Consider the following 19,718-nt stretch of genomic DNA (forward strand, 5'->3'; position numbering starts at 1 on the left):
GGATTAGGATGTCGGGATGACTGACGACCTCGCACCAGTGACCGCGACGACGGCACCGACCCCACCAGAAGGACGCATCGAAGTGCGCCACGACGAGACGGCGCGGCGTTACACGCTGTGGCTGGAAGGCCAGCCGGCGGGACTGGCCGACTACGTGCTCAGTCCGACGACGGTGCGCTTCACGCACACCGAGGTGGACCCGAAGTTTCGCGGCCGCGGTCTCGCCGGGATTCTGATCGAGCACGCCCTGACCGACGTGAGCACGAACACGCGGCTTCGCGTGGTTCCGCAGTGCCCGTATGTGGCGGATTGGATCAACGATCACGCCGAGTACCAGGATCTGCTCGACCGGGGCCGGTAGGAGGGCGCCGGCTCAGCGGCGGCGGTGCCTCGGGTGCGCGCCGTCGTCGGTGTCTGGGCGATCCACGTCGATGCGGATGCGCCCGTCGTAAATTCCCATATCGTCATCGCCGGCCACCGGCGCCGGCGCGGGCAGCACCGTCTGGCGCTCCATCTCGACGGCCGCTTCATACCGGCTCGGGGCGAAGACCTCATCGCCGATGCCGAGAAGGCTTGACCCGTTTCCACGCCGCTGGTTCTTGTTCGACAGGTCGATCCAGCCCACCCGGCTCGCGACAAAACCGAGCAGCACAATGCCCGCTATGCCGAGAAGAATCCACCAGTTCATGTGTCGAGTTTATCGCGCGCGACGGGCCTGGCCAGCGGATGCGCCAGGTCTGACACCTCGGATCGGCGCCGAATGCGTCCCGGCATCACCGGTCAGGGAACGCGGGTGATCCATTCGTCGGTGCCGAACTTGGTGCGCACCAGCTCCTCGGCCTTGGCGTACTCCTCGTCGGTGATGTCCCCGACGGTGGCTCCGTAGAGCCCGGTGAACGTGCTCTTCATCCGGTCAATGATGTCGCCGCGGCTGAGCCCGGTCTGGCTGCGCAGCGGATCAACGCGCTTGGCCGCGCTCGTAATGCCTTTGTCGCTCAGTTTTTCGCGGCCGATGCGCAAGACCTGCACCATCTTCTCGCCGTCCATGTCGTAGCTCATGGTGACGTGGTGCAGCACCGCTCCGCTGCCGAGCCGTTTCTGCGCGGCACCGCCGATCTTGCCCTTCGGGCTCGTGATGTCGTTGAGCGGCTGGTAGTACGCGTCGATCCCGAGCGACTTGAGGGCGGTTATCACCCACTCGTCGAGGAAGGCATAGGAGTCCGCGAAGGTCATTCCGTGCACGAGGTCGGTCGGGGCATAAATGGAATAGGTGATGGCCGAACCGGCCTCCATGAACATGGCTCCGCCGCCGCTGATGCGCCGCACGACCGTGAAGCCGTATTTTGCGGCGTTGTCGGCGTCGACCTCGTTCCGGAGGGACTGAAAGCTGCCGATGACCACGGCGGGGGCGTTCCACTCCCAGATGCGCAGGGTCGGTTGGCGTCGGCCCTCCCCCACCTCGGTGGCCAGCACTTCATCGAGCGCCATTTGCAGGACCGGCGCAATGGCCTTGCCGTGGATGACCTGCCAGTCGTAGTCGCGCCAGGTGCTGGCCTGCACGAGCGAGCGCCGCACGGCGACGGCGACGGCCTCAGGGGTGAAGCCGAGAAGTACCGCGTTCTCGGGCAACGACGCGCGCACGGCGGCAGCGATGGTGGCGGCGTCACTGTCGGCGCTCAGCCCGGAGACGGCCGCGTTGATGCCTTCCAGAGCGTCATCGGGCTCGAGGAAGAAATCGCCCGCGAGACGAAAATTGGCGACCGTGTTGTCTACGACGTCGAGATCAACCACGACAAGTTTGCCGCCAGGAACTTTGTATTCACCGTGCATAGCGCCAGCCTAATCGTCCGCGGCGGGGGGAGCGGGCGTTGCCGCCGCCGGGGAGGCGGGAACCCGGTCGCCGAGCCAGGCCAGGAGGTCGGCGAAGACCTCCGCACGGTTGGTCTCCTGGAACACCTCGTGCCGGGCCCCGTCGTACACGATGAGGTGAAGGTCGTGCAGGCCGGACCGCTCGGCATAGGCCTTCATCAGCCGAAGCGCGCTGCGTTCCCCGCCCACGGTGTCGTCGCTGCCCACCAGCATGAGAATGGGCAGGTCGGCGCTCAAATCCGGCTTCGGCCGACCGAACAGGCGGGCGGCCTCCCGCAGTCCGAACAACCGAGCCAGCGGCGTGGTCGTCGTGAGCGGATCGGCCACAAACGCCTCCGCCACCGCCGGGTCCCTGCTGAGCCACTCCGCACCCGTCGTGCCGAGCTTCTTGTGCCGACGGTTGAGGTCGCCGCCGTCGAGGTAGCGCGGCATGCGGTAGGCCGTTCCGCTCAGCACGACGGCGGCGTACTCGTCGGCATGGTCGTTCACAATGATCTGCGCCATGAACGACCCCCAGCTATGCCCGATCAGCACGAGCGGCAGTTCCGGGTGCGCCGCGCGGATGATCCCGCTCAGCTGGTGCACATCGCGCACGGCCGCCCGCAGCCCGCCCGCGCCGAGCCGACCGATCTTGGTGCGGTCGCCGCGGTGTTGGGCGAGGCCGGTCTGCCCGTGGCCGAGGTGGTCGTCCGCGTAGACGGTATAGCCGGCGCCGTTCAGGGCCTGGGCGAGTTCGCTGTGGCGAAGCGCGTGTTCCCCGACGCCATGCACGATCTGCGCGACCCCAACGGGTCGGTCAACCGGCCAGACGTAGTAGGTAACGACAAGACCCGAGTCATCCGTGAATGTAGGCACGAGACCATACTGACACCCCGGCGCGACGTGAACCCGAGTCTCGCTTTTTTCTTCCCCGAGCCGGGAATAATTAGCACAGCTAATTAGCTAAGGTAATTAGACATGTTAATGAGCACTGAACCACACTCCTCCGCCGATGCCGCGGACCACCAGAATGCCATCGCCGAGCTGAGTCACGACTTTCGTCTGGCGAACGGCCGACTGGCGCGTCGGCTGCGCCAGGAACGCGTCGACAGCGAACTCACGGCCAGTCAGTTCTCGGCGCTCGGCGCCCTGTTCGTGGAGGGCTCCCTCACGCTGCGGGCGCTGAGCGAGCGGGAGCGCGTGACCCCGCCCTCGATGAGTCGCACGGTGAACGCGCTGGTCGCGGCCGGCCTGGCGCACCGTGCGGTGTCGTCTGATGACGGCCGCAAGGTGGAGTTGACCGCCACGGAGGCGGGGCTGAAGCTCATGCGCGAGACGCGGAAACGCCGCGACGCGTGGCTCGCCCAGCGAGTGACCACCTTGAGCGACGAGCAACGACAGGTCCTGGCCGAGGCGACGGTGATCATGCGGGGGCTAGCCAACAGTTGAGTGCCATGTTCCGCTCGCTGAGCGTCGTCAACTATCGGATCTGGTTCGCCGGCGCCCTCGTGTCGAATATCGGCACCTGGATGCAGCGCACCGCCCAGGACTGGATCGTGCTGACCCAGCTGACCGACTACAACGCCACGGCCGTTGGCATCACGATGGCACTGCAACTCGGACCGCAGCTCGTGCTCATGCCGTGGTCCGGGCTCATCGCCGACCGCTTCAACCGGCGCAAGCTGCTCATACTCACCCAGGCCCTGATGGGCCTGCTCGCGCTCGGACTCGGGCTTCTCACCGTGACCGGCACGGCTCAGCTCTGGCACGTGTACCTGTTCGCGCTGGGCCTCGGCGTCGTCGCGGCCGTTGATGCGCCGGCCCGGCAAACCTTCGTGTCCGAACTCGTGTCCGACGACAACCTCTCCAATGCGGTCGCACTCAACTCGGCGTCGTTTCACGGGGCACGCCTCATCGGCCCGGCCGCGGCGGGCCTGCTCACCGTCGCCATCGGTGCGGGGTGGGTCTTCATGATCAACGCGATCACATTCGCCGCGACCGTCGTCGCCATGCTGCTGCTGCGCACCGCCCAGCTCCGCCTGTCGCCCAAGGCCGGTCGCAAGCGCGGCCAGTTGACCGCCGGGTTCCGCTACGTACGGGGCCGTCCCGACATCGTCGTCGTCTTGATCGTGGTGTTCCTGATCGGCACGTTCGGACTCAACTTCGCCATTTTCACGTCCACGATGGCCACCGTGGAGTTCGGCATGGGGGCAACCGAGTTCGGCATCCTGAGCTCGATCATGGCCGTCGGCGCCGTCATCGGCGCCCTCCTCTCCGCGCGCCGCAGCCGCGCTCGCCTGCGCCTGATCGTGGGTGGCGCCGCTCTGTTCGGTGTCGCCTGCGCCGTCTCGGCCCTGATGCCCACCTATGCCAGCTTCGCGGTGTCGCTGGTCTTCGTGGGGCTGTCGTCGATCACGCTCATGACCACCGCAAACGCGTACGTACAGACGTCCACCGCTCCGGAGATGCGCGGTCGGGTGATGGCCCTGTATATGGCCATTTTCGTGGGAGGAACGCCGCTCGGAGCACCGCTCGTGGGGTGGGTGGCCGACACGTTCGGTCCGCGCTGGGCGCTCGGGGTCGCCGCGGCGGCCGGTCTGCTCGCCGCCGCGAGCCTGTTGTTCTGGATGATCAGGTACCGCGAGCTGCGGGTGCACGTGCGTCTCCGCACGGCACCGCGCATGCGCGTACGTCACATCGGCGACGGCCGGAGCCTCGAGGCGGGCCGGGAGCCCGCCGGCGCCGAGTCGGGACGGGACACCGCAACCCGGGAGATCGCGATCGTGGAGGCCACGGCCCCGCGTTGATCGCGCGGGGCACCGGTCTACGCTGCGTCGAGAATCTTCTGCATCTCGACATCGCCCAGCAACGTCCACGGTGACGAGCCGGCACCGTCCAGGGCCGCCTGGGGGCTCTCCCCCAGGGTCCACCACTTCGCTTCGAAGGCCCGGCCCTTGAGGAGAACGCGGTCGCCCTTCTCGTAGACGGGCGCTGACTCCCATTCCGGGTAGGTTCCATCGGGAACGACGAGCACCTCGGCCGGACGGTCGCCGGGCAGAACCGGCCCGATGAGCTTCCAGGGCGCATCCGCTGCGCTCACCAGCGGGTTGTCGGGCTGATTGCCCTCCGTGTACCACTTGGCGGAGTAGACGTGACCGTGCCAGACGATGCGCTCGTCGGCCGCGTATGAGGCGGTGGCCGACCAGATCGGGTACGGGCTCGTGGCGGCGTCATCGACGACCGTGGTCGGCTTGGCGGTGGCTCTCGTGGGTACCGGCTCCACGCGGTTGGCGAAGCCCGCGGCGAGCACCTCGCCGAATCGCGCGGCACCCTGGTCAACGCCGCTGCAGGAATTTGACACGCGGGTCACGTCGGGGAAGTTGGCCCCACAGGTACGATCGCGGTTGAGCGACCAGGCCGACATACGGCCGACGCCCATCTCCTGGGCGAACGCGTTGAGCAGGGTCGCGTCTCGCAGCCCGAACACCTCACCGGGTTCATCGTTCTGGCCGATCATGGGCGTGAGCCCGATCTTGCGCCACAGCGCGTGGGTGCCGAGTTCCCGTCCACTGGCCGTGTAGGTCTCCTGCAGCTGAACATGGGTCGCTTCGGCCGCGGCAACGGATGTTTCATACATGCTCTCGGAGGAATCGCGGCTGGCGCCGTAGTCCATGGTCATCAGGTTGACACCCGCGAGGTCCACATTCGCCGCAAGCATCTGGCGCACGAGGATGACGCCGGCTTCGGTGAGTCCCGTGGGGGCGACGGGGAGGGTGAGCCACACGGCGAGGGGCATATCCGCGGCGGCGCGATCGGCCTGCACAGCGGCGATGGCAACCGCCCGCCGCTGGCCCGCCTCGGCATCCTCGAGGTTGGCGCCCTCAATGTCGAGGTCGATGGTCGCCGGCTTGTACTGATCGATAACGGCGGCGTACGCCTTCTTGAGCTTGCTCGGTGACGTGCACGCGGTGGCGAGTTCCTCGTTGGCCTGGCCTCCGAACGAGATGGAGACCTCTCCGCCGTTCTGGGCATATTGCGCAATGCGGCGGTCGAGGTCGCGGCCGGCCCCCGACTGTCCGGGGCTGAAGTAGGTTCCCCACGAGGGGCTGCAGGCATTCGTCGTGTCGGCGACGATGAACGACAGCATGGCGCTCTGGCTGTCGTCGGCGGTCGATGATTCAAAACCGAACTGAGGCTGCGCCGTCACGTCAACGTATCCGGCGAAGAAGGAGTCACCCGTTGACGCGGCGCGAGCATCCTGAAACTCGTTCACGCCGAAGAACGCGCCGGTGGCGACAAGCCCCGCGACGACGAACACGGCGCCGAGGCGCACAACGGACAGACGACGGCCGGGAAAACGTTTTGACACGATTCTTCTCCAAAGTCAGGTCTCGCGTGGCCGAAACCCACGCGAATCGCGCTCATGCACCCCGTCGGCAGGGACCTCAGACGGTGAGGCCACCCGCGCGCTGCGCTGCATCCTCAGTTTGACATTCATACCCTAGTATGGGGGGTAGATTCGCTACTCGCGCCCCGAATGCGTGATCCTCCGGCTATCCGGCCGACCAGCGCGGCATGAGGGAAACATGACTAATCTAACGGCGCCCACTGCGGAGCACACCGAGTCCGCCTCCAACCCGAGTGCGCACACCACGCCCCGCCCCTCATCCGGGGCCCGGCGCCGCCAGTGGGGCGCGGAGAAGCGTCCGGAGCCCCTGTCGATCGTGCACCCGACGCCGTCGGCACGAAAGATCACGCTCGGTCGGCTGGGCATCGTGATCACGATTCTCGCCTGGATCACCTATGTGATCTCCACGATCATCGCCGAACTGCTCAATAACCCCAATTCGGGGTCACGCTTTCAGTTCGAGGCCATCTCCTACCTGATCGTCGTGACGGTTCTCACCTTTTCTGCCCTGATGTACCTGCTCGCCCGGCAGGGCGCGCTCTACCGATTCCGCGACCACGAGCGCGTGCCACGTGGCGAACTCGATCGCCACTTTGAAAACTACACCGAGGGAATCACCGTCCTGGTGCCCTCCTACGCCGAGGAGGCACGCGTTGTGCGCGGCACCCTCTGGTCCGCCGCCCTGCAGGAATTCCCCGATCTCTCCGTCGTGCTGCTGGTCGACGACCCGCCATTCCCGACTGACCTCGCCGTCATCGAGCGTCTCACCGAAACCCGCGCGTTGGCCGGCGACATTCAGAACGCACTGCTCCTGCCGGCCGAACGTTTTCGGCGTGCGCTCACCAGCTTCCAGGAACAACGGCCCGCCGACAAGGGGAACGAGCTGCCGCTGCTCATCGCTGAGTACGAAGCCGCGGCCACGTGGCTCGAAAACATGGCGCATTCCGAGCCCATCGAAGACCACGTCGACGATTTCTTCGTCGACTCCGTGCTGATGGGCCTGGCGAGCGAATTGCGCCTCACCCTTCTCGGTCTGCAGTCCGCGCTCGTGCAGGGCGGCTCCCCCGACGACAAGAACATGTTCCGCCTCTACTCGAGGCTCACGTCGATCTTCGAAGTGAAGATGGACACGTTCGAGCGCAAAACCTTCGCCAATCTCTCGCACGAGGCGAACAAGGCCATGAACCTCAACTCGTACATCGCGCTGATGGGCGGAACCTGGCAGCGGGACGAAGCGGCCGGGTCAACCGTGCTGCGGCCCTCCGTCGAGCCGGCGCCCACCGACCTCGTTGTCCCCGACACGATGTATGTGCTGACGCTCGACGCCGACTCCCTGCTGCTGCGCGACTACTGCCTGCGCCTGGTCTATTTTCTCGAATCGGCCGGCAACGAACGCGTCGCGGTAACCCAGACGCCGTACTCGTCTTTTCGCGGGGCACCGACCCGCATCGAGCGTGTCGCCGGCGCCACCACCGACATCCAGCACATCCTCCACCAGGGCATGACGTACTACGGCGCGACGTTCTGGGTGGGCGCCAACGCCGTTATCCGCAAACGCGCTCTCGAGGACATCGTGGAAGTCGAAACCGTGGGCGGTTTCGAGATTCGCACGTACATCCAGGACCGCACGGTCATTGAGGACACCGAGTCGAGCGTTGACCTCGGCACGCACGGCTGGACCCTCGCCAACTACCCCGAACGACTCAGCTACAGCGCGACGCCGCCGGATTTCGGTTCCCTCGTCGTGCAGCGGCGCCGGTGGGCCAACGGTGGGCTGCTCATCATGCCGAAGTTGTGGAACCAGGTCACGCATCGGCGGTTCAATCGCGAGCGAGTCCTGTTCCGCGAGCTGCTGCTGCGCGTGAACTACATGGGCTCCATCGCGTGGTCGAGCTTCGGTCTGCTCTTCCTGCTCGCCTACCCCTATGACAGCCGGCTGCTCAGCCCGCTCGTGTTCTTCGCGGCGTTGCCATACTTCCTCGCCATGGGCAGCGACCTCCGCGAATGCGGCCACCGGTTCAGCGACATCTTCCGCATCTACGGCTTCAACCTCGTACTGCTCCCCGTCAACCTCGCCGGTGTGCTCAAGTCGATGCAGCAGGCGATCACCGGCGAGAAGATCCCGTTCGTGCGCACCCCGAAGGTCAAGGACCGCACTGCAGCCCCGGGCCTGTACGTCGTGGTGCCGTACCTGATCGTGGCCTTCTCGATCCTCACCATCTGGCGCAACGTCGAGGCAGGCAACTGGGGCAACGTGGCGTTTGCGCTGCTCAACGCCGTGCTCGCCAGCTGGGCGATCAAGGCCTACATCGGCCTGCGCAATTCCGTCGTCGACGTGGTCCTCGGGATGGTCAGCTGGCTCTACGTGGCGCCACGCAAACCCAAGGTCGTGCCGCCGGTCTACCCGACCAAGGAACCGAAAGATGTGGACTGGGCCGCCGTGCTCTACTACGGTGACCGCCGCCTGAACCGCAACCTGCGCGGCGGTTCCGACCGCCGCCGTCGCGCGACCTCTCGCTAGGCACGACGCGCGCGCCCCTGGGCCCGTACTGGACACCGCGCCCGGTCCCGCTCTGCGGAGGCCCGGCGCGGTTTCTCGCGAGTCGGTTGCTACTTCAGGAGAATGGCCGCCGGGCGGGCGGGGCATCCGTACCGTTGCAGGGCCGCGCGGGCTCGCGCCGGCGGAACTCCTGAAGTAGCGACTCGGCAGGCACCGGATGCGGATGCCGCCGGGCGGCTACCGCACGCCGCCCATCAGCTTCAGCACCGGGCGCGCGATCAGGGCCAGAAGCAGCCCCAGCACGATCGCCACGGCGCCGAGTACACCGAAGTACACCGTCTCCGGCACGGTGGCGTACCACTGGGCCAGCAGACCGGACACGGCGGAACCCAGCGCCACGGACAGGAAGAACAACGCCACCATCTGCGTCTTGAAGACGCTCGGCGCGAGCTTGGTGGCCACCGACAGCCCAACCGGCGACAAAAGCAACTCGGCGATCGTGAAGACGAAGAGGATGCCCACGAGCGCGAGCAGGGGAGTCGAGTTGTCGCCGCCACCGACGAAAGGCAGGAACAGCAGGAACGCGACACCCATCACGCCGGTGCCGATAGCGAATTTGAGCGGGGTTGAGGGCTGCTTCGTACCCCAGCGGGTCCACAGCGCGGCAAAGGCACCCGACATCAGGATGATGAAGACCGGGTTGATCGACTGCACCCACGACACCGGCATCTCCCATCCGAAGAGGCCGCGATCGAGGCGGTCGACGGCGTACAACGTGACGACCGTGAACTGCTGCTGGTACAGGGACCAGAAGGCGGCACTCGCGATGAACAGCGGGATGAACGCGTAGACGCGGTTGCGCTCCACGCCGGTGATCTGACGGTTGCTGAGAATCAGGGCGAAATAGGTGATCGTGGCGACGATGGTGAGAACGATGACGATAGTGACCAGGTTGCCGGCGGTGACGACGCGGGTCATCACGAGCACCACGATCACGACGAGAGCCGCGAGGGCGAAGGACCCGTAGGCCGCGAAACGAGCCCGCGGCAGTGGGTTGTGAACGACTCGCGCGGAATCGGGCAGTCGCCGGCGACCGAGCGAGTACTGCACAAGGCCGACCACCATGCCCACGGCCGCCAGGCCGAAGCCGAAGTGAAAGCCGAGGGTGGTTTGGAGCAGTCCGGTGAGGATCGGACCCATCAGGGCGCCCAGGTTGATGCCGAGATAGAACAGGGAGAACCCGGCGTCACGACGGGGATCATCGGCCGCGTAGAGCGTGCCGACGACGGAGGTGGCGCTGGCTTTGAGGCCACCGCTGCCGACCGCCACGAGAATCAATCCGGTCGCGAGCCCGGGGACCCCGGGGATGAACGCGAGGGCAACGTGCCCGAGCATGATCACGATCGCGCTGTAGAAGAGCACCCGTTCGCTGCCGAGCAGCCGGTCGGCAATCCACGCGCCGAGAATAGTGGACAGGTACACGCCGCCGCCGTAGGCGCCCACGATTCCGGCGGCTGTTGCCTGCGGAATACCGAGGCCGCCCTCGGCCACCGTGTAGAACAAGTACAACAGCAGGATGCCCTGCATGCCGTAGAAGGAGAATCGCTCCCACATTTCCACGCCGAAGATATTGGCGAGCGAACGGGGCTGTCCGAAGAATCCGCGATCCTCGTGGGAGCTGTCGGTCACAACTGCGGGTTCAGCATCATTGGTGATGTTACTCATTTAGCCGACCTTACCGCGCGCCCCCTGCTTGAACGCTGATGAGGGCGCGCTCGACCCCGGTGACGGTCAGGTCGTGGACTCCCTCACCACGAGCTCCGGCTGGAAGACGATCTGTTCATGTGTGAAGTCGGCTCCGCCGGCCGCCTCGCGCAGCAGCAGGTCCACGGCGGTGTAGCCGATGAGTTCACTCGGCTGGCGGATGGAGGACAGCGGCACGACGGCGGCCGAGGCGAAGGCAATATCGTCATATCCGATTAGGGCGATGTCTCCAGGAACATGTACGTCCCCGTGCATGTTGAGCGCCTGGAGCACGCCGATGGCCAACAGGTCGTTGGCGGCGAAGATCGCATCCGGCCGGTCGCCCGGCGCGCGCTGCAGTATCCCCTCGCCGGCCGCACGGCCGGCGAGCACCGAGAGCATCTCTGTCTCGATCACTTCGAGAGATGACTGCGGATGCTCCGCCACGGCTTCGCGAGCGCCTTCCAGCCGGTCAACCACCTGGCGAATACTGCCCGGGCCGCCGACGAAGGCGAGGTGAGTGCGCCCGATGCTGAGCAGGTGACGGGCCGCGAGGCGACCTCCTGCCACGTCATCGACCGCGACCGAGGAGAAACTGCGATCCTCCGTCTGTCGATCGACCAGAACGGTCGGCGTGCCGCGGGCACGCAACCGCGTCAGCCGGTCGCCGATGTCACCGAGGGGAGATATCAGTACCCCGTGCACGCGCTGCTCCTCGAACAGGTCGAGGTAGGCGGCCTCGCGCGCGAGATTGTCATCAGTATTGCCAAGAAGAATCGTGAGCCCCTCTTCGGCCGCTCGATCTTCGGCACCGCGGGCGAGGTCGGTGAAGAACGGGTTGGCCACATCCAGGACGACGAGCCCCAGGCTGCGGCTGCGGCCGGCCCGCAGCTGTCGGGCGGCGTCGTTGCGCACGAAACCGAGCTCGTCGATGGCCGCCTGCACCCGAACAACGGTTGCCGAAGACACCTTCTCGGGGCGGTTCATCACGTTGGATACCGTGCCGACCGAGACCTTGGCCAGTGCGGCGACATCGCGCACGTTAACCGTCATGTCCATTTTTCCCCAACTCGAATGTGGTGGGGCTGACCGCGCCCCGTTCCATTCTTGCGCATTCCGCGACGCGTTTACCAACGTTTCAACTTGTGATGCGGTTTGGGTTGACACGGTGAGCACCTCGACATAGGTTTTGACTAACGCTTCATTAAAACGATTCAATCACCCCCTCGCACGACGAAAAGGCCTCTCAATGTCGACAAGTCCCGGTAACACCGTTCCGCTTCTGTCGCTGCGCGGTGCGGCCAAGGCCTTCGGCCCGGTCATCGCCCTCGCCGATGGGGTGGTCGAGATTCTGCCCGGTGAGATCCACGCCCTCGTCGGCGAGAACGGCGCCGGCAAGTCCACCCTCGTCAAGATCCTCGCTGGCCTGTACAGCCTCGACGCCGGCGAGTTTCTCGTGAACGACAAGCCGGTGGCCTTCCGCACCGTCGCGGACAGCAAGGCCGCCGGAATCTCCGTCATCTATCAGGAGCCGACGCTCTTCCCCGATCTCACGGTCGCCGAAAACATCTTCATCGGCCGCCAGCCGAAGAACGCCCTCGGGCTGATCAACCGCTCGGCCATGCGCAACCAGGCCAGCGCCCTGTTCGACCAACTCGGCGTGCGCATTGATCCGGACCGCCTCGCCGAGGGACTGTCGATCGCGGACCAACAGATCATCGAGATCGCCAAGGCCATCTCCCTGGATGCGAGCGTTCTCATCATGGACGAACCGACCGCGGCGCTCTCCGGCGTCGAGGTGGAGCGCCTGTTCCAGGTGGCGCGCGCGCTGCGAGCGAACGGTGCCGGCATCCTCTTCATCTCGCACCGCTTCGACGAGGTCTTCGCCCTGTGCGACCGCATCACCGTCATGCGCGACGGCGAGTACATCTCCACCCACGAAACCCGGCGCGTCACCGCGCCGGAGATCGTGCGGGAAATGGTCGGCCGTGACATCGGAGCACTGTTCCCCAAGGTTGTCGCCGAGGTCGGACAAACGGTTTTGAAGGTCTCTGAGCTCTCGCGCGCCGGCGTTTTCGCCGACATCAGTTTCGAGGTCAAGGCCGGCGAGATCGTGGCGCTGGCCGGCCTGGTCGGCGCAGGCCGCACCGAGGTGGCCCGCGCCGTGTTCGGCATCGACCCGTACGATGGCGGCTCCGTGGAATTGCACGGTGCCCGCGTCAAACCGAACAACCCGCAGGCCGCGATCGATGCCGGCACGGGCTTTGTCCCGGAAGATCGACGCAAACAGGGCCTGGTCATGGACCTCTCCGTCGCGCGCAACGCCGCACTCACCCTGCGCAACCGCCTGTCGCGGTTCGGCCTCATCAACGCGGCAACCGAACGCCGCACGGCCGCAGAATGGACCACGCTCCTGCAGGTGAAAACCGGATCACAGGACTACAAGGTTTCCACTCTCTCCGGTGGCAACCAGCAGAAGGTCGTACTGGCCAAGTGGCTCGCCACCGAGCCCACCTTTCTCATCGTCGACGAGCCCACCCGCGGAATCGACGTCGGCACCAAAAGCGAGGTGCACCGCCTGCTGTCCGACCTCGCCGGACGCGGCATCGCAATTCTCATGATCTCCAGCGAGCTGCCGGAGGTACTCGGAATGGCCGACCGGGTCCTCGTCATGCATGAGGGGCGCATCACCGCACAACTCGACCGAGCGGATGCGACGGCCGAGTCGATCATGCACGCGGCTACCGCACAATTGGAGCGTTCACTATGACCCTCGGAACCCCGACAGCAGAAACGACCGCAGTCCCGAACCGGCGCCGGACGAACGGCCTCGCCGCCGTGCTGCGTCAGCGGGAGATTCCGGTCACCCTCGCCCTGATCGTCCTCGTTACCGTGACCTACCTCGCGAACCCGCTCTTTCTCAGCCAACAGGGCGTGAAAGACCTGCTGCTGAACGCGACAATCGTGATCATCCTCGCGGTCGGGCAGGCCATGGTGATCATCACCCGCAACGTCGACCTCTCGATCGGCTCCATCCTGGGCATCGTCGCCTTCAGCACCGGCACGCTTTTTGTCAGCGTTCCCGGGCTCCCCATCGTGCTGGTCTTTCTCGCCGGAATGGCGCTCGGGGCGCTGCTCGGCACCATCAACGGGCTGCTGGTCACGATCGCCAAGGTGCCGTCTTTGGTCATCACGCTCGGCACGCTCTACGTCTATCGCGGCCTGAACAACGCCTGGGCCGGTGGCACGCAGTACTTCGCCGGCGACCGCCCTCGCGCTTTCGGCGCCCTCTCTGTCGATACCATCCTCGGGTTTCCGCTGATCACCCTCATCGCGATCGTCGTCGTCATCATCGTCGCCGTGTTCATGGCATCGACCCGCCCCGGTCGCGACCTCTACGCCATCGGCTCAGACCCCGAAGCGGCCAAACTGTTCGGGATCCCCGTCACCCGCCGGGTGCTTCTCGCCTTTCTCAGCAATGGCATTCTGGCCGGTCTGGCCGGCGTGCTCTATGCGAGCCGCTTCAACTCCGTCGGGGCCACGACCGGTACCGGGCTGGAATTCGACATCATCGCCGCGGCCGTCGTCGGCGGCGTCGCAATCTTCGGGGGCAGCGGCACCGTCGTCGGCGCGGCCATGGGCGCGCTCCTGCTGACCACGATCACGAGCGCCTTGACCGCGGTGCGGGTTGACAAGTTCTGGCAACAGGCCATCGTCGGCATCCTCATCCTGTCCGCGATCGTCATCGACCGGGTGGCCCGAATTCGAACAGCAAAGAAGCTCCGACTCAGTGAGGCCCGCGATGTCTAACCCCCCGACCGAACTGCTCCCGACAGCGACCAACAAATCGGGCGTACGCGCTGCCGGACGTCCCCAGGCGGGCGGCCGCACCGGCGTGGCGCGAATCCTGCTCAGCCGCGACACCGTCATGATCTACGCCCTCGTGGTCTTCGTCGTCTACGCTGCCCTCTTCATTCCGCGCTTCGCCGGCCCCGTCTCCACCGGATTCCTGCTGCTCGACGTGATTCCGGCCCTCCTCATCGCGCTGCCCATGACCCTCGTCATCATCACCGGGGAAATCGACCTGTCGGTGGCGAGCATCGCCGGTCTCACGAGCGCGCTCATGGGGGTGCTCTGGGCCGCCGGACTTGACATTGGCGTCGTGCTGGCCATCAGCCTGCTCGCCGGGGTGCTCGCCGGGGCATTCAACGGCGTGCTCGTCGCGGTGCTCGGGCTTCCCTCCCTGGCCGTGACCATCGGAACCCTGGCCCTGTTTCGCGGACTCGCCCTGGTCGTGATCGGCGACAATGCCGTGGCGAACTTCCCGCCGGAACTCACCGGCCTCTTCACCTCCAAGCTCGGCGGCACCGGGATCCCCACCGTGATGATCGGCGTGGTCATCGTCGCCGTGTTCTTCGGCGTGCTGCTGCACTTCACCCCGTTCGGTCGCGGCCTGTTCGCACTCGGCTACAGCAAAGAAGCGGCCACCTTCGTGGGCATCAACGTCATGCGGGCCAAATTCTGGCTCTACGTCGCCTCGGGCTCCGTGTCGGCGCTTGCCGGCATCTACTGGACGCTGCGCTACTCGAGCGCCCGCAGCGACAACGCCAGCGGCCTCGAACTCACCGTGATCGCGGCCGTTCTGCTCGGTGGTGTCTCCATCTTCGGCGGCAAAGGGTCCATCCCCGGCGCTATCGCGGGGGTGCTGCTGATCGGCACGATCAATTTCACCCTGCGCCTGAACCGCATCTCCGACGTCGTGCTCATCATCGTGACCGGCAGTCTGCTCATCGCTTCCGTCGTAGCCCCCAGCATCATCGAGGGGATATCGAAGTGGCGCCATACCCGGCGACACCGCCGTCAACTTCCCCAGGCATCGGCCTTGGGAGAAACCCGCGCCACAGCATCCGGCGTTCAGGAAAGGAAATGACAATGGAGTTCATTCGCCCCACTAAGACGAGGCGCACCCGCCGCCTCTTCGCCTTCGCGGCAGTCGCCGCATCCGTCGCCCTCGTGGCCAGCGGTTGCGCCTCCGGCGACAATGCCGGCACCGGTGCCGGCGGCGAGGGAGACCTCAGCATCACATTCATTCCCAAGCAGCTCAACAACCCGTACACCGACGTCGTTCTCGGCGGAGGAAAAGACGGCGCCACCGCCGCCGGATTCACCGGCGTCGAGGTCGTCGGCCCGCTCGAAGCGAGTGCCTCAAGCCAGGTGTCATTCATCAACGCCGAGACCCAGGCCGGCACCAACGTCATCGTGATCGCAGCCAATGACCCGGATGCCGTCGGTCCGGCACTCGAGGAAGCCCGCGCCGCCGGCGCGAAGATCGTCGCCTTCGACTCGGACACGAACCCCAAGTACCGGGACGTCTTCATCAGTCAGGTTGTCGCGAAGGACGTCGCCCTGATTCAGGTCAAGCTGATTGCCGAGCAGATCGGCGGATCGGGCGAAATTGCCATTCTCTCGGCCACGGCCAACGCCACCAACCAGAACGAGTGGATCAAGTTCATCGAAGAGGAGCTCGCCTCCAACCCGGACTATGCGAACATCACCCTCGTTGCCAAGGTTTACGGCGATGACGATGACACGAAATCGTTCCAGGAGGCCCAGGGCCTGATGCAGGCGTACCCGAACCTGAAGGGCATCATCTCGCCCACTACGGTCGGCATCGCGGCAACGGCACGTTACCTCTCGACCTCGAACTACAAGGGCAAGGTCGCGTTGACCGGCCTCGGCCTGCCCAATGAGATGCGCCCGTTCGTCAAGGACGGCACCGTGACGGCGTTCGCCCTCTGGGACCCGGCACAGCTCGGCTACGTCGCCGCGTTCGCCGGCAAGGCACTCGCCGACGGCACCATCACCGGAGCAGAGGGTGACACGTTCACCGCCGGCGACCTCGGTGAGCGCACGGTCGGCGCCGACGGCCTCGTCATTGTCGGCCCGCCGACAACATTCACCGCCGACAACATCGACGACTACGACTTCTAAGCCGTAGCCCCGTGGTGGGGCGAGTGCCACGGCATCCGCCCCACCACCCTGTTGTCCACCAGCCTCGTTCGTATCCGGCTTCGCGCCAGCGCAGGAGTATTCCATGACGTACACCCCGAACACGGAGAACAGCCACGGCCTGCCGGCCGGGCTGCTCGAGCCGAAGACGCGCCGCAGCACCCGCATCGGCCTGGTTTCCGGCGGGCTCGGCGCCTACTGGCCGCAGTTTCCCGATCTGTTGCCGCTGCTGCAGAAGTCCGCCCGCTACGTCACCGAGCGTTTCAACGCCCTCGACGCCGAGGTGATCGACGCCGGCTTCATCTCCGACGCGCAGGATGCCCAGACCGCCGCCGAGAAGCTGCGGGTCGCGGACTGTGACCTCATCGTGGTGTTTCTCGCCACCTATCTGACCTCGTCCATGGTGTTACCGATCGCCCAGAAGTCGAAAACCCCCGTGCTCGTGATCGACCTGCAGCCGAGCGAAGCCATGGACCACGCCACCTTCGACACCGGTCAATGGCTCGCCTACTGCGGCCAGTGCCCCGTCCCCGAGGTCGCCAACGTCTTTCGCCGGGCGGGCATTCCGTTCAGGTCGGTCTCCGGTTACCTGCGCCAGGAGAGCGCGTGGGAACGCATCATTCAGTGGGTGCACGCCGCCGGTGTGCGGGCCGCTCTGCGGACCGCCCGCCACGGGCTGATGGGTCACCTGTACCCCGGCATGCTGGACGTCTCGACCGACCTCACAAGCGTCTCGACCACATTCGGTTCCCACGTGGAGGTGCTCGAGTTCGACGACCTGCGCGTGCGCGTCGACGAGGTGTCGGATGCCGAGGTGCGCGAGCGCATGCACCTCGCCTCGCAACTGTTTCAGCTGGATGATTCGGTGAACCAGGAGGATTTCGCCTGGGGCGCGAAGGTATCGGTCGGGCTGGATCGCTTAGTGGCCGACTTTGACCTCGATTCGGTCGCCTATTACCACCGCGGTCTCGCCGGCGAACAGCACGAACGCCTCGGCGCCGGCATGATCCTGGGATCGTCGCTGCTCACCGCCCGCGGGATTCCGATGGCCGGCGAGTACGAACTGCGCACCTCGATCGCGATGCTGGCCAGCCAGGCCATCGGCGCCGGGGGGTCATTCACCGAAATTCAGGCGCTCAACTTCTTTGACGGTGTCGTGGAGATGGGTCACGACGGCCCTGCCCACCTCGCCGTGAGCGCGCGCGAGCCCCTGCTGCGGGGCCTCGGCGTCTACCACGGCAAGCGCGGGTGGGGGGTCTCGGTGGAGTTCGACGTGCAGCCCGGACCGGTGACGACCTTCGGGGTCGGTCAGGATCCGGATGGCCGGTTCATTTTCGTGACATCGGAGGGCACGGTCGTTCCCGGGCCGCTGCTCGCGATCGGCAACACGACCTCCCGGGTCGACTTCGGCGGCGATCCCGGCGTCTGGGTCGACGAGTGGAGCCAGACCGGTATCGGCCATCACTGGGCGCTGAGCCTCGGACACCGCGCAGCCGACATCAAGGCAGCCGCGAGCCTGCTGGGCATCGAACACCGTCATGTCGCGCTCAACTAACCCGGATGCGACCGGCATCCCCCGATCGCCTGAGAAGCCCCCGATGACGAACGCCGACGACACACACCGCGTCTGCTTCCAGTTGCAGGTCAAGCCGGACCGCATCAACGAATACCGACAGCGCCACGCCGCCGTCTGGCCGGAGATGCTCCGTGCGCTCAAGGGCAGCGACTGGAACAACTACTCGCTGTTTCTGCGGGCCGACGGCCTGCTGATCGGCTACTTCGAAACGACGGATCTCGCATCCGCTCAGGCCGGTATGGCCGGCACCGCCGTCAACGCACGCTGGCAGGCCGAGATGGGCGAATTCTTCGTCGAACTCGATGGCGCCCCCGACACGGGGTTCGTGCAGCTGACCGAGGTCTTCCACCTCGAAGACCAGCTCGCCGCCCTCGCGACGACAACACAGATCCCCACAACAGAAAGAAGCAACTCGTGACCATTAGTGCTGCCGTGCTCACCCAACTCGAGGCGCAGGCCATCGAGCTGCCCTCGTGGGCGTTCGGTAATTCAGGAACCCGGTTCAAGGTCTTCGGAACCCCCGGCACACCGCGCACGATCGAAGAGAAGATCGCCGACGCCGCGCAGGTGCACCGGTTCACCGGCCTCGCTCCCTCCGTCGCGCTGCACATCCCGTGGGACAAGGTCGACGACTACGCGGCCCTCCGCACCTTCGCCTCAGACCACGGCCTCGAACTCGGCACCGTCAACTCGAACACGTTCCAGGACGACGCCTACAAGTTCGGCAGCCTCACCCACACGGATGCCGCGGTGCGCCAGAAGGCCATCGACCACCACTTCGACTGCCTCGACGTGATGAACGAAACCGGCTCGACAGACCTGAAGATCTGGCTCGCCGACGGCACCAACTATCCCGGGCAGGGCGACATCCGCGGCCGCCAGGACCGCCTCGCCGATTCCCTCGCCGCCATCTACGCCCGCCTCGGGGCGGAACAGCGTCTCGTGCTCGAGTACAAGTTCTTCGAGCCGGCTTTCTACCACACCGACGTTCCCGACTGGGGAACGAGCTACGCCCAGGTGTCCGCGCTCGGCGACCGGGCCCTCGTGTGCCTCGACACCGGGCACCACGCCCCCGGCACCAACATCGAGTTCATCGTGGCCCAGCTGCTGCGCCTCGGAAAGCTCGGCTCCTTCGACTTCAACTCGCGGTTCTACGCCGACGACGACCTGATCGTCGGCGCGGCCGACCCGTTCCAGCTGTTCCGCATCCTCTACGAGGTCATCCGCGGCGACGGCTTCGGACCGGACTCCCCCGTTGCGTTCATGCTCGACCAGTGCCACAACGTGGAAGAGAAGATCCCCGGCCAGATCCGTTCCGTGCTCAACGTGCAGGAGATGACGGCGCGTGCGCTGCTCGTCGACCGGGCCGCGCTGCTCGAAGCCCAGAATTCCGCCGATGTGCTCGGCGCCAACGGCATCCTGATGGACGCCTTCTACACCGACGTGCGCGGCGACCTGGCCGCGTGGCGCGAGACGCGCGGGCTCGGCGCCGACCCCATGAAGGCGTTCGCGGCATCCGGCTACCAGGAACGTATGGCCGCCGAGCGTGTGGGCGGCCACCAGGCCGGTTGGGGTGCGTAGGCGCACCCGCCTCGGCCCCTCGACAGGGTCAGGACGACGCACGCTCGACCAGC

17 protein-coding genes are annotated in these 19,718 nt (G+C 66.1%); 11 read left to right on the forward strand and 6 right to left on the reverse strand.

From position 1 onward, the window contains the following. Positions 1-16: 16 nt before the first annotated feature. Complete coding sequence (locus AC1MB9_RS14105) at positions 17-361, forward strand: GNAT family N-acetyltransferase (RefSeq protein ID WP_479962559.1); 345 nt, start codon at positions 17-19, stop codon at positions 359-361. A gap of 12 nt (positions 362-373) precedes the next feature. Here AC1MB9_RS14105 and AC1MB9_RS14110 read toward each other — a convergent pair whose 3' ends face one another. From AC1MB9_RS14110 to AC1MB9_RS14120, 3 genes are all read right to left on the reverse strand, one after another. Further along, complete coding sequence (locus tag AC1MB9_RS14110) at positions 374-688, reverse strand: hypothetical protein (protein ID WP_479962560.1); 315 nt, start codon at positions 686-688, stop codon at positions 374-376. A gap of 92 nt (positions 689-780) precedes the next feature. Then, a complete protein-coding gene (lplAB, locus tag AC1MB9_RS14115; RefSeq protein ID WP_479962561.1) occupies positions 781-1,830 on the reverse strand; it encodes a lipoate-protein ligase LplAB in 1,050 nt (349 codons plus the stop codon). A 9-nt stretch (positions 1,831-1,839) separates the two neighbouring features. After that, the gene (locus AC1MB9_RS14120) at positions 1,840-2,724 is read right to left on the reverse strand and encodes an alpha/beta fold hydrolase (RefSeq protein ID WP_479962562.1); all 885 of its coding nucleotides are present in this window, start codon (positions 2,722-2,724) and stop codon (positions 1,840-1,842) included. Positions 2,725-2,832: 108 nt separating this feature from the next. On the opposite strand from AC1MB9_RS14120, the gene AC1MB9_RS14125 reads away from it, so the two are divergent. Next, positions 2,833-3,297: a MarR family winged helix-turn-helix transcriptional regulator gene (locus AC1MB9_RS14125; protein ID WP_479962563.1), complete on the forward strand. Its 465-nt coding sequence runs from the start codon at positions 2,833-2,835 to the stop codon at positions 3,295-3,297. Further along, positions 3,294-4,655: an MFS transporter gene (locus tag AC1MB9_RS14130; RefSeq protein WP_479962564.1), complete on the forward strand. Its 1,362-nt coding sequence runs from the start codon at positions 3,294-3,296 to the stop codon at positions 4,653-4,655. The genes AC1MB9_RS14125 and AC1MB9_RS14130 overlap by 4 nt, the downstream gene beginning before the upstream one ends. 17 nt (positions 4,656-4,672) lie before the next feature. On the opposite strand, the gene AC1MB9_RS14135 is transcribed toward AC1MB9_RS14130, so the two are convergent. Then, positions 4,673-6,217 carry a chitinase gene (locus AC1MB9_RS14135; RefSeq protein WP_479962565.1) on the reverse strand — a complete coding sequence of 515 codons (1,545 nt, stop codon included), beginning with the start codon at positions 6,215-6,217 and terminating at the stop codon, positions 4,673-4,675. A gap of 217 nt (positions 6,218-6,434) precedes the next feature. Between AC1MB9_RS14135 and AC1MB9_RS14140 the strand changes: the two genes are divergently transcribed. Beyond that, complete coding sequence (locus tag AC1MB9_RS14140) at positions 6,435-8,777, forward strand: glycosyltransferase family 2 protein (protein WP_479962566.1); 2,343 nt, start codon at positions 6,435-6,437, stop codon at positions 8,775-8,777. A gap of 216 nt (positions 8,778-8,993) precedes the next feature. Here AC1MB9_RS14140 and AC1MB9_RS14145 read toward each other — a convergent pair whose 3' ends face one another. Continuing rightward, the gene (locus AC1MB9_RS14145) at positions 8,994-10,481 is read right to left on the reverse strand and encodes a peptide MFS transporter (protein WP_479962567.1); all 1,488 of its coding nucleotides are present in this window, start codon (positions 10,479-10,481) and stop codon (positions 8,994-8,996) included. A gap of 66 nt (positions 10,482-10,547) precedes the next feature. Then, positions 10,548-11,552, reverse strand: coding sequence for a LacI family DNA-binding transcriptional regulator (locus AC1MB9_RS14150; RefSeq protein WP_479962568.1), 1,005 nt, complete (start codon positions 11,550-11,552; stop codon positions 10,548-10,550). Between the two features lie 196 nt (positions 11,553-11,748). On the opposite strand from AC1MB9_RS14150, the gene AC1MB9_RS14155 reads away from it, so the two are divergent. The 7 genes from AC1MB9_RS14155 (at position 11,749) to rhaI (ending at position 19,665) form a co-directional block, all read left to right on the forward strand. Continuing rightward, a complete protein-coding gene (locus AC1MB9_RS14155; protein WP_479962569.1) occupies positions 11,749-13,269 on the forward strand; it encodes a sugar ABC transporter ATP-binding protein in 1,521 nt (506 codons plus the stop codon). Continuing rightward, positions 13,266-14,309, forward strand: coding sequence for an ABC transporter permease (locus AC1MB9_RS14160; RefSeq protein ID WP_479962570.1), 1,044 nt, complete (start codon positions 13,266-13,268; stop codon positions 14,307-14,309). Before AC1MB9_RS14155 ends, AC1MB9_RS14160 begins: the two co-directional genes overlap by 4 nt. Beyond that, positions 14,302-15,429 (forward strand): ABC transporter permease, encoded by a 1,128-nt coding sequence (locus AC1MB9_RS14165; protein WP_479962571.1) that lies wholly within the window; start codon positions 14,302-14,304, stop codon positions 15,427-15,429. Before AC1MB9_RS14160 ends, AC1MB9_RS14165 begins: the two co-directional genes overlap by 8 nt. Before the next feature lie 2 nt (positions 15,430-15,431). Beyond that, a complete protein-coding gene (gene rhaS, locus AC1MB9_RS14170) occupies positions 15,432-16,490 on the forward strand; it encodes a rhamnose ABC transporter substrate-binding protein (protein ID WP_479962572.1) in 1,059 nt (352 codons plus the stop codon). A 103-nt stretch (positions 16,491-16,593) separates the two neighbouring features. Continuing rightward, a complete protein-coding gene (locus AC1MB9_RS14175) occupies positions 16,594-18,063 on the forward strand; it encodes an arabinose isomerase (protein WP_479962573.1) in 1,470 nt (489 codons plus the stop codon). Continuing rightward, positions 18,047-18,502 (forward strand): L-rhamnose mutarotase, encoded by a 456-nt coding sequence (locus tag AC1MB9_RS14180; RefSeq protein ID WP_479962574.1) that lies wholly within the window; start codon positions 18,047-18,049, stop codon positions 18,500-18,502. Before AC1MB9_RS14175 ends, AC1MB9_RS14180 begins: the two co-directional genes overlap by 17 nt. After that, positions 18,499-19,665, forward strand: a complete 1,167-nt coding sequence (rhaI, locus tag AC1MB9_RS14185) for an L-rhamnose isomerase (RefSeq protein WP_479962575.1) — start codon at positions 18,499-18,501, stop codon at positions 19,663-19,665. The genes AC1MB9_RS14180 and rhaI overlap by 4 nt, the downstream gene beginning before the upstream one ends. Positions 19,666-19,718 lie beyond the last annotated feature (53 nt).

This window comes from Cryobacterium sp. AP27 (assembly GCF_056680495.1).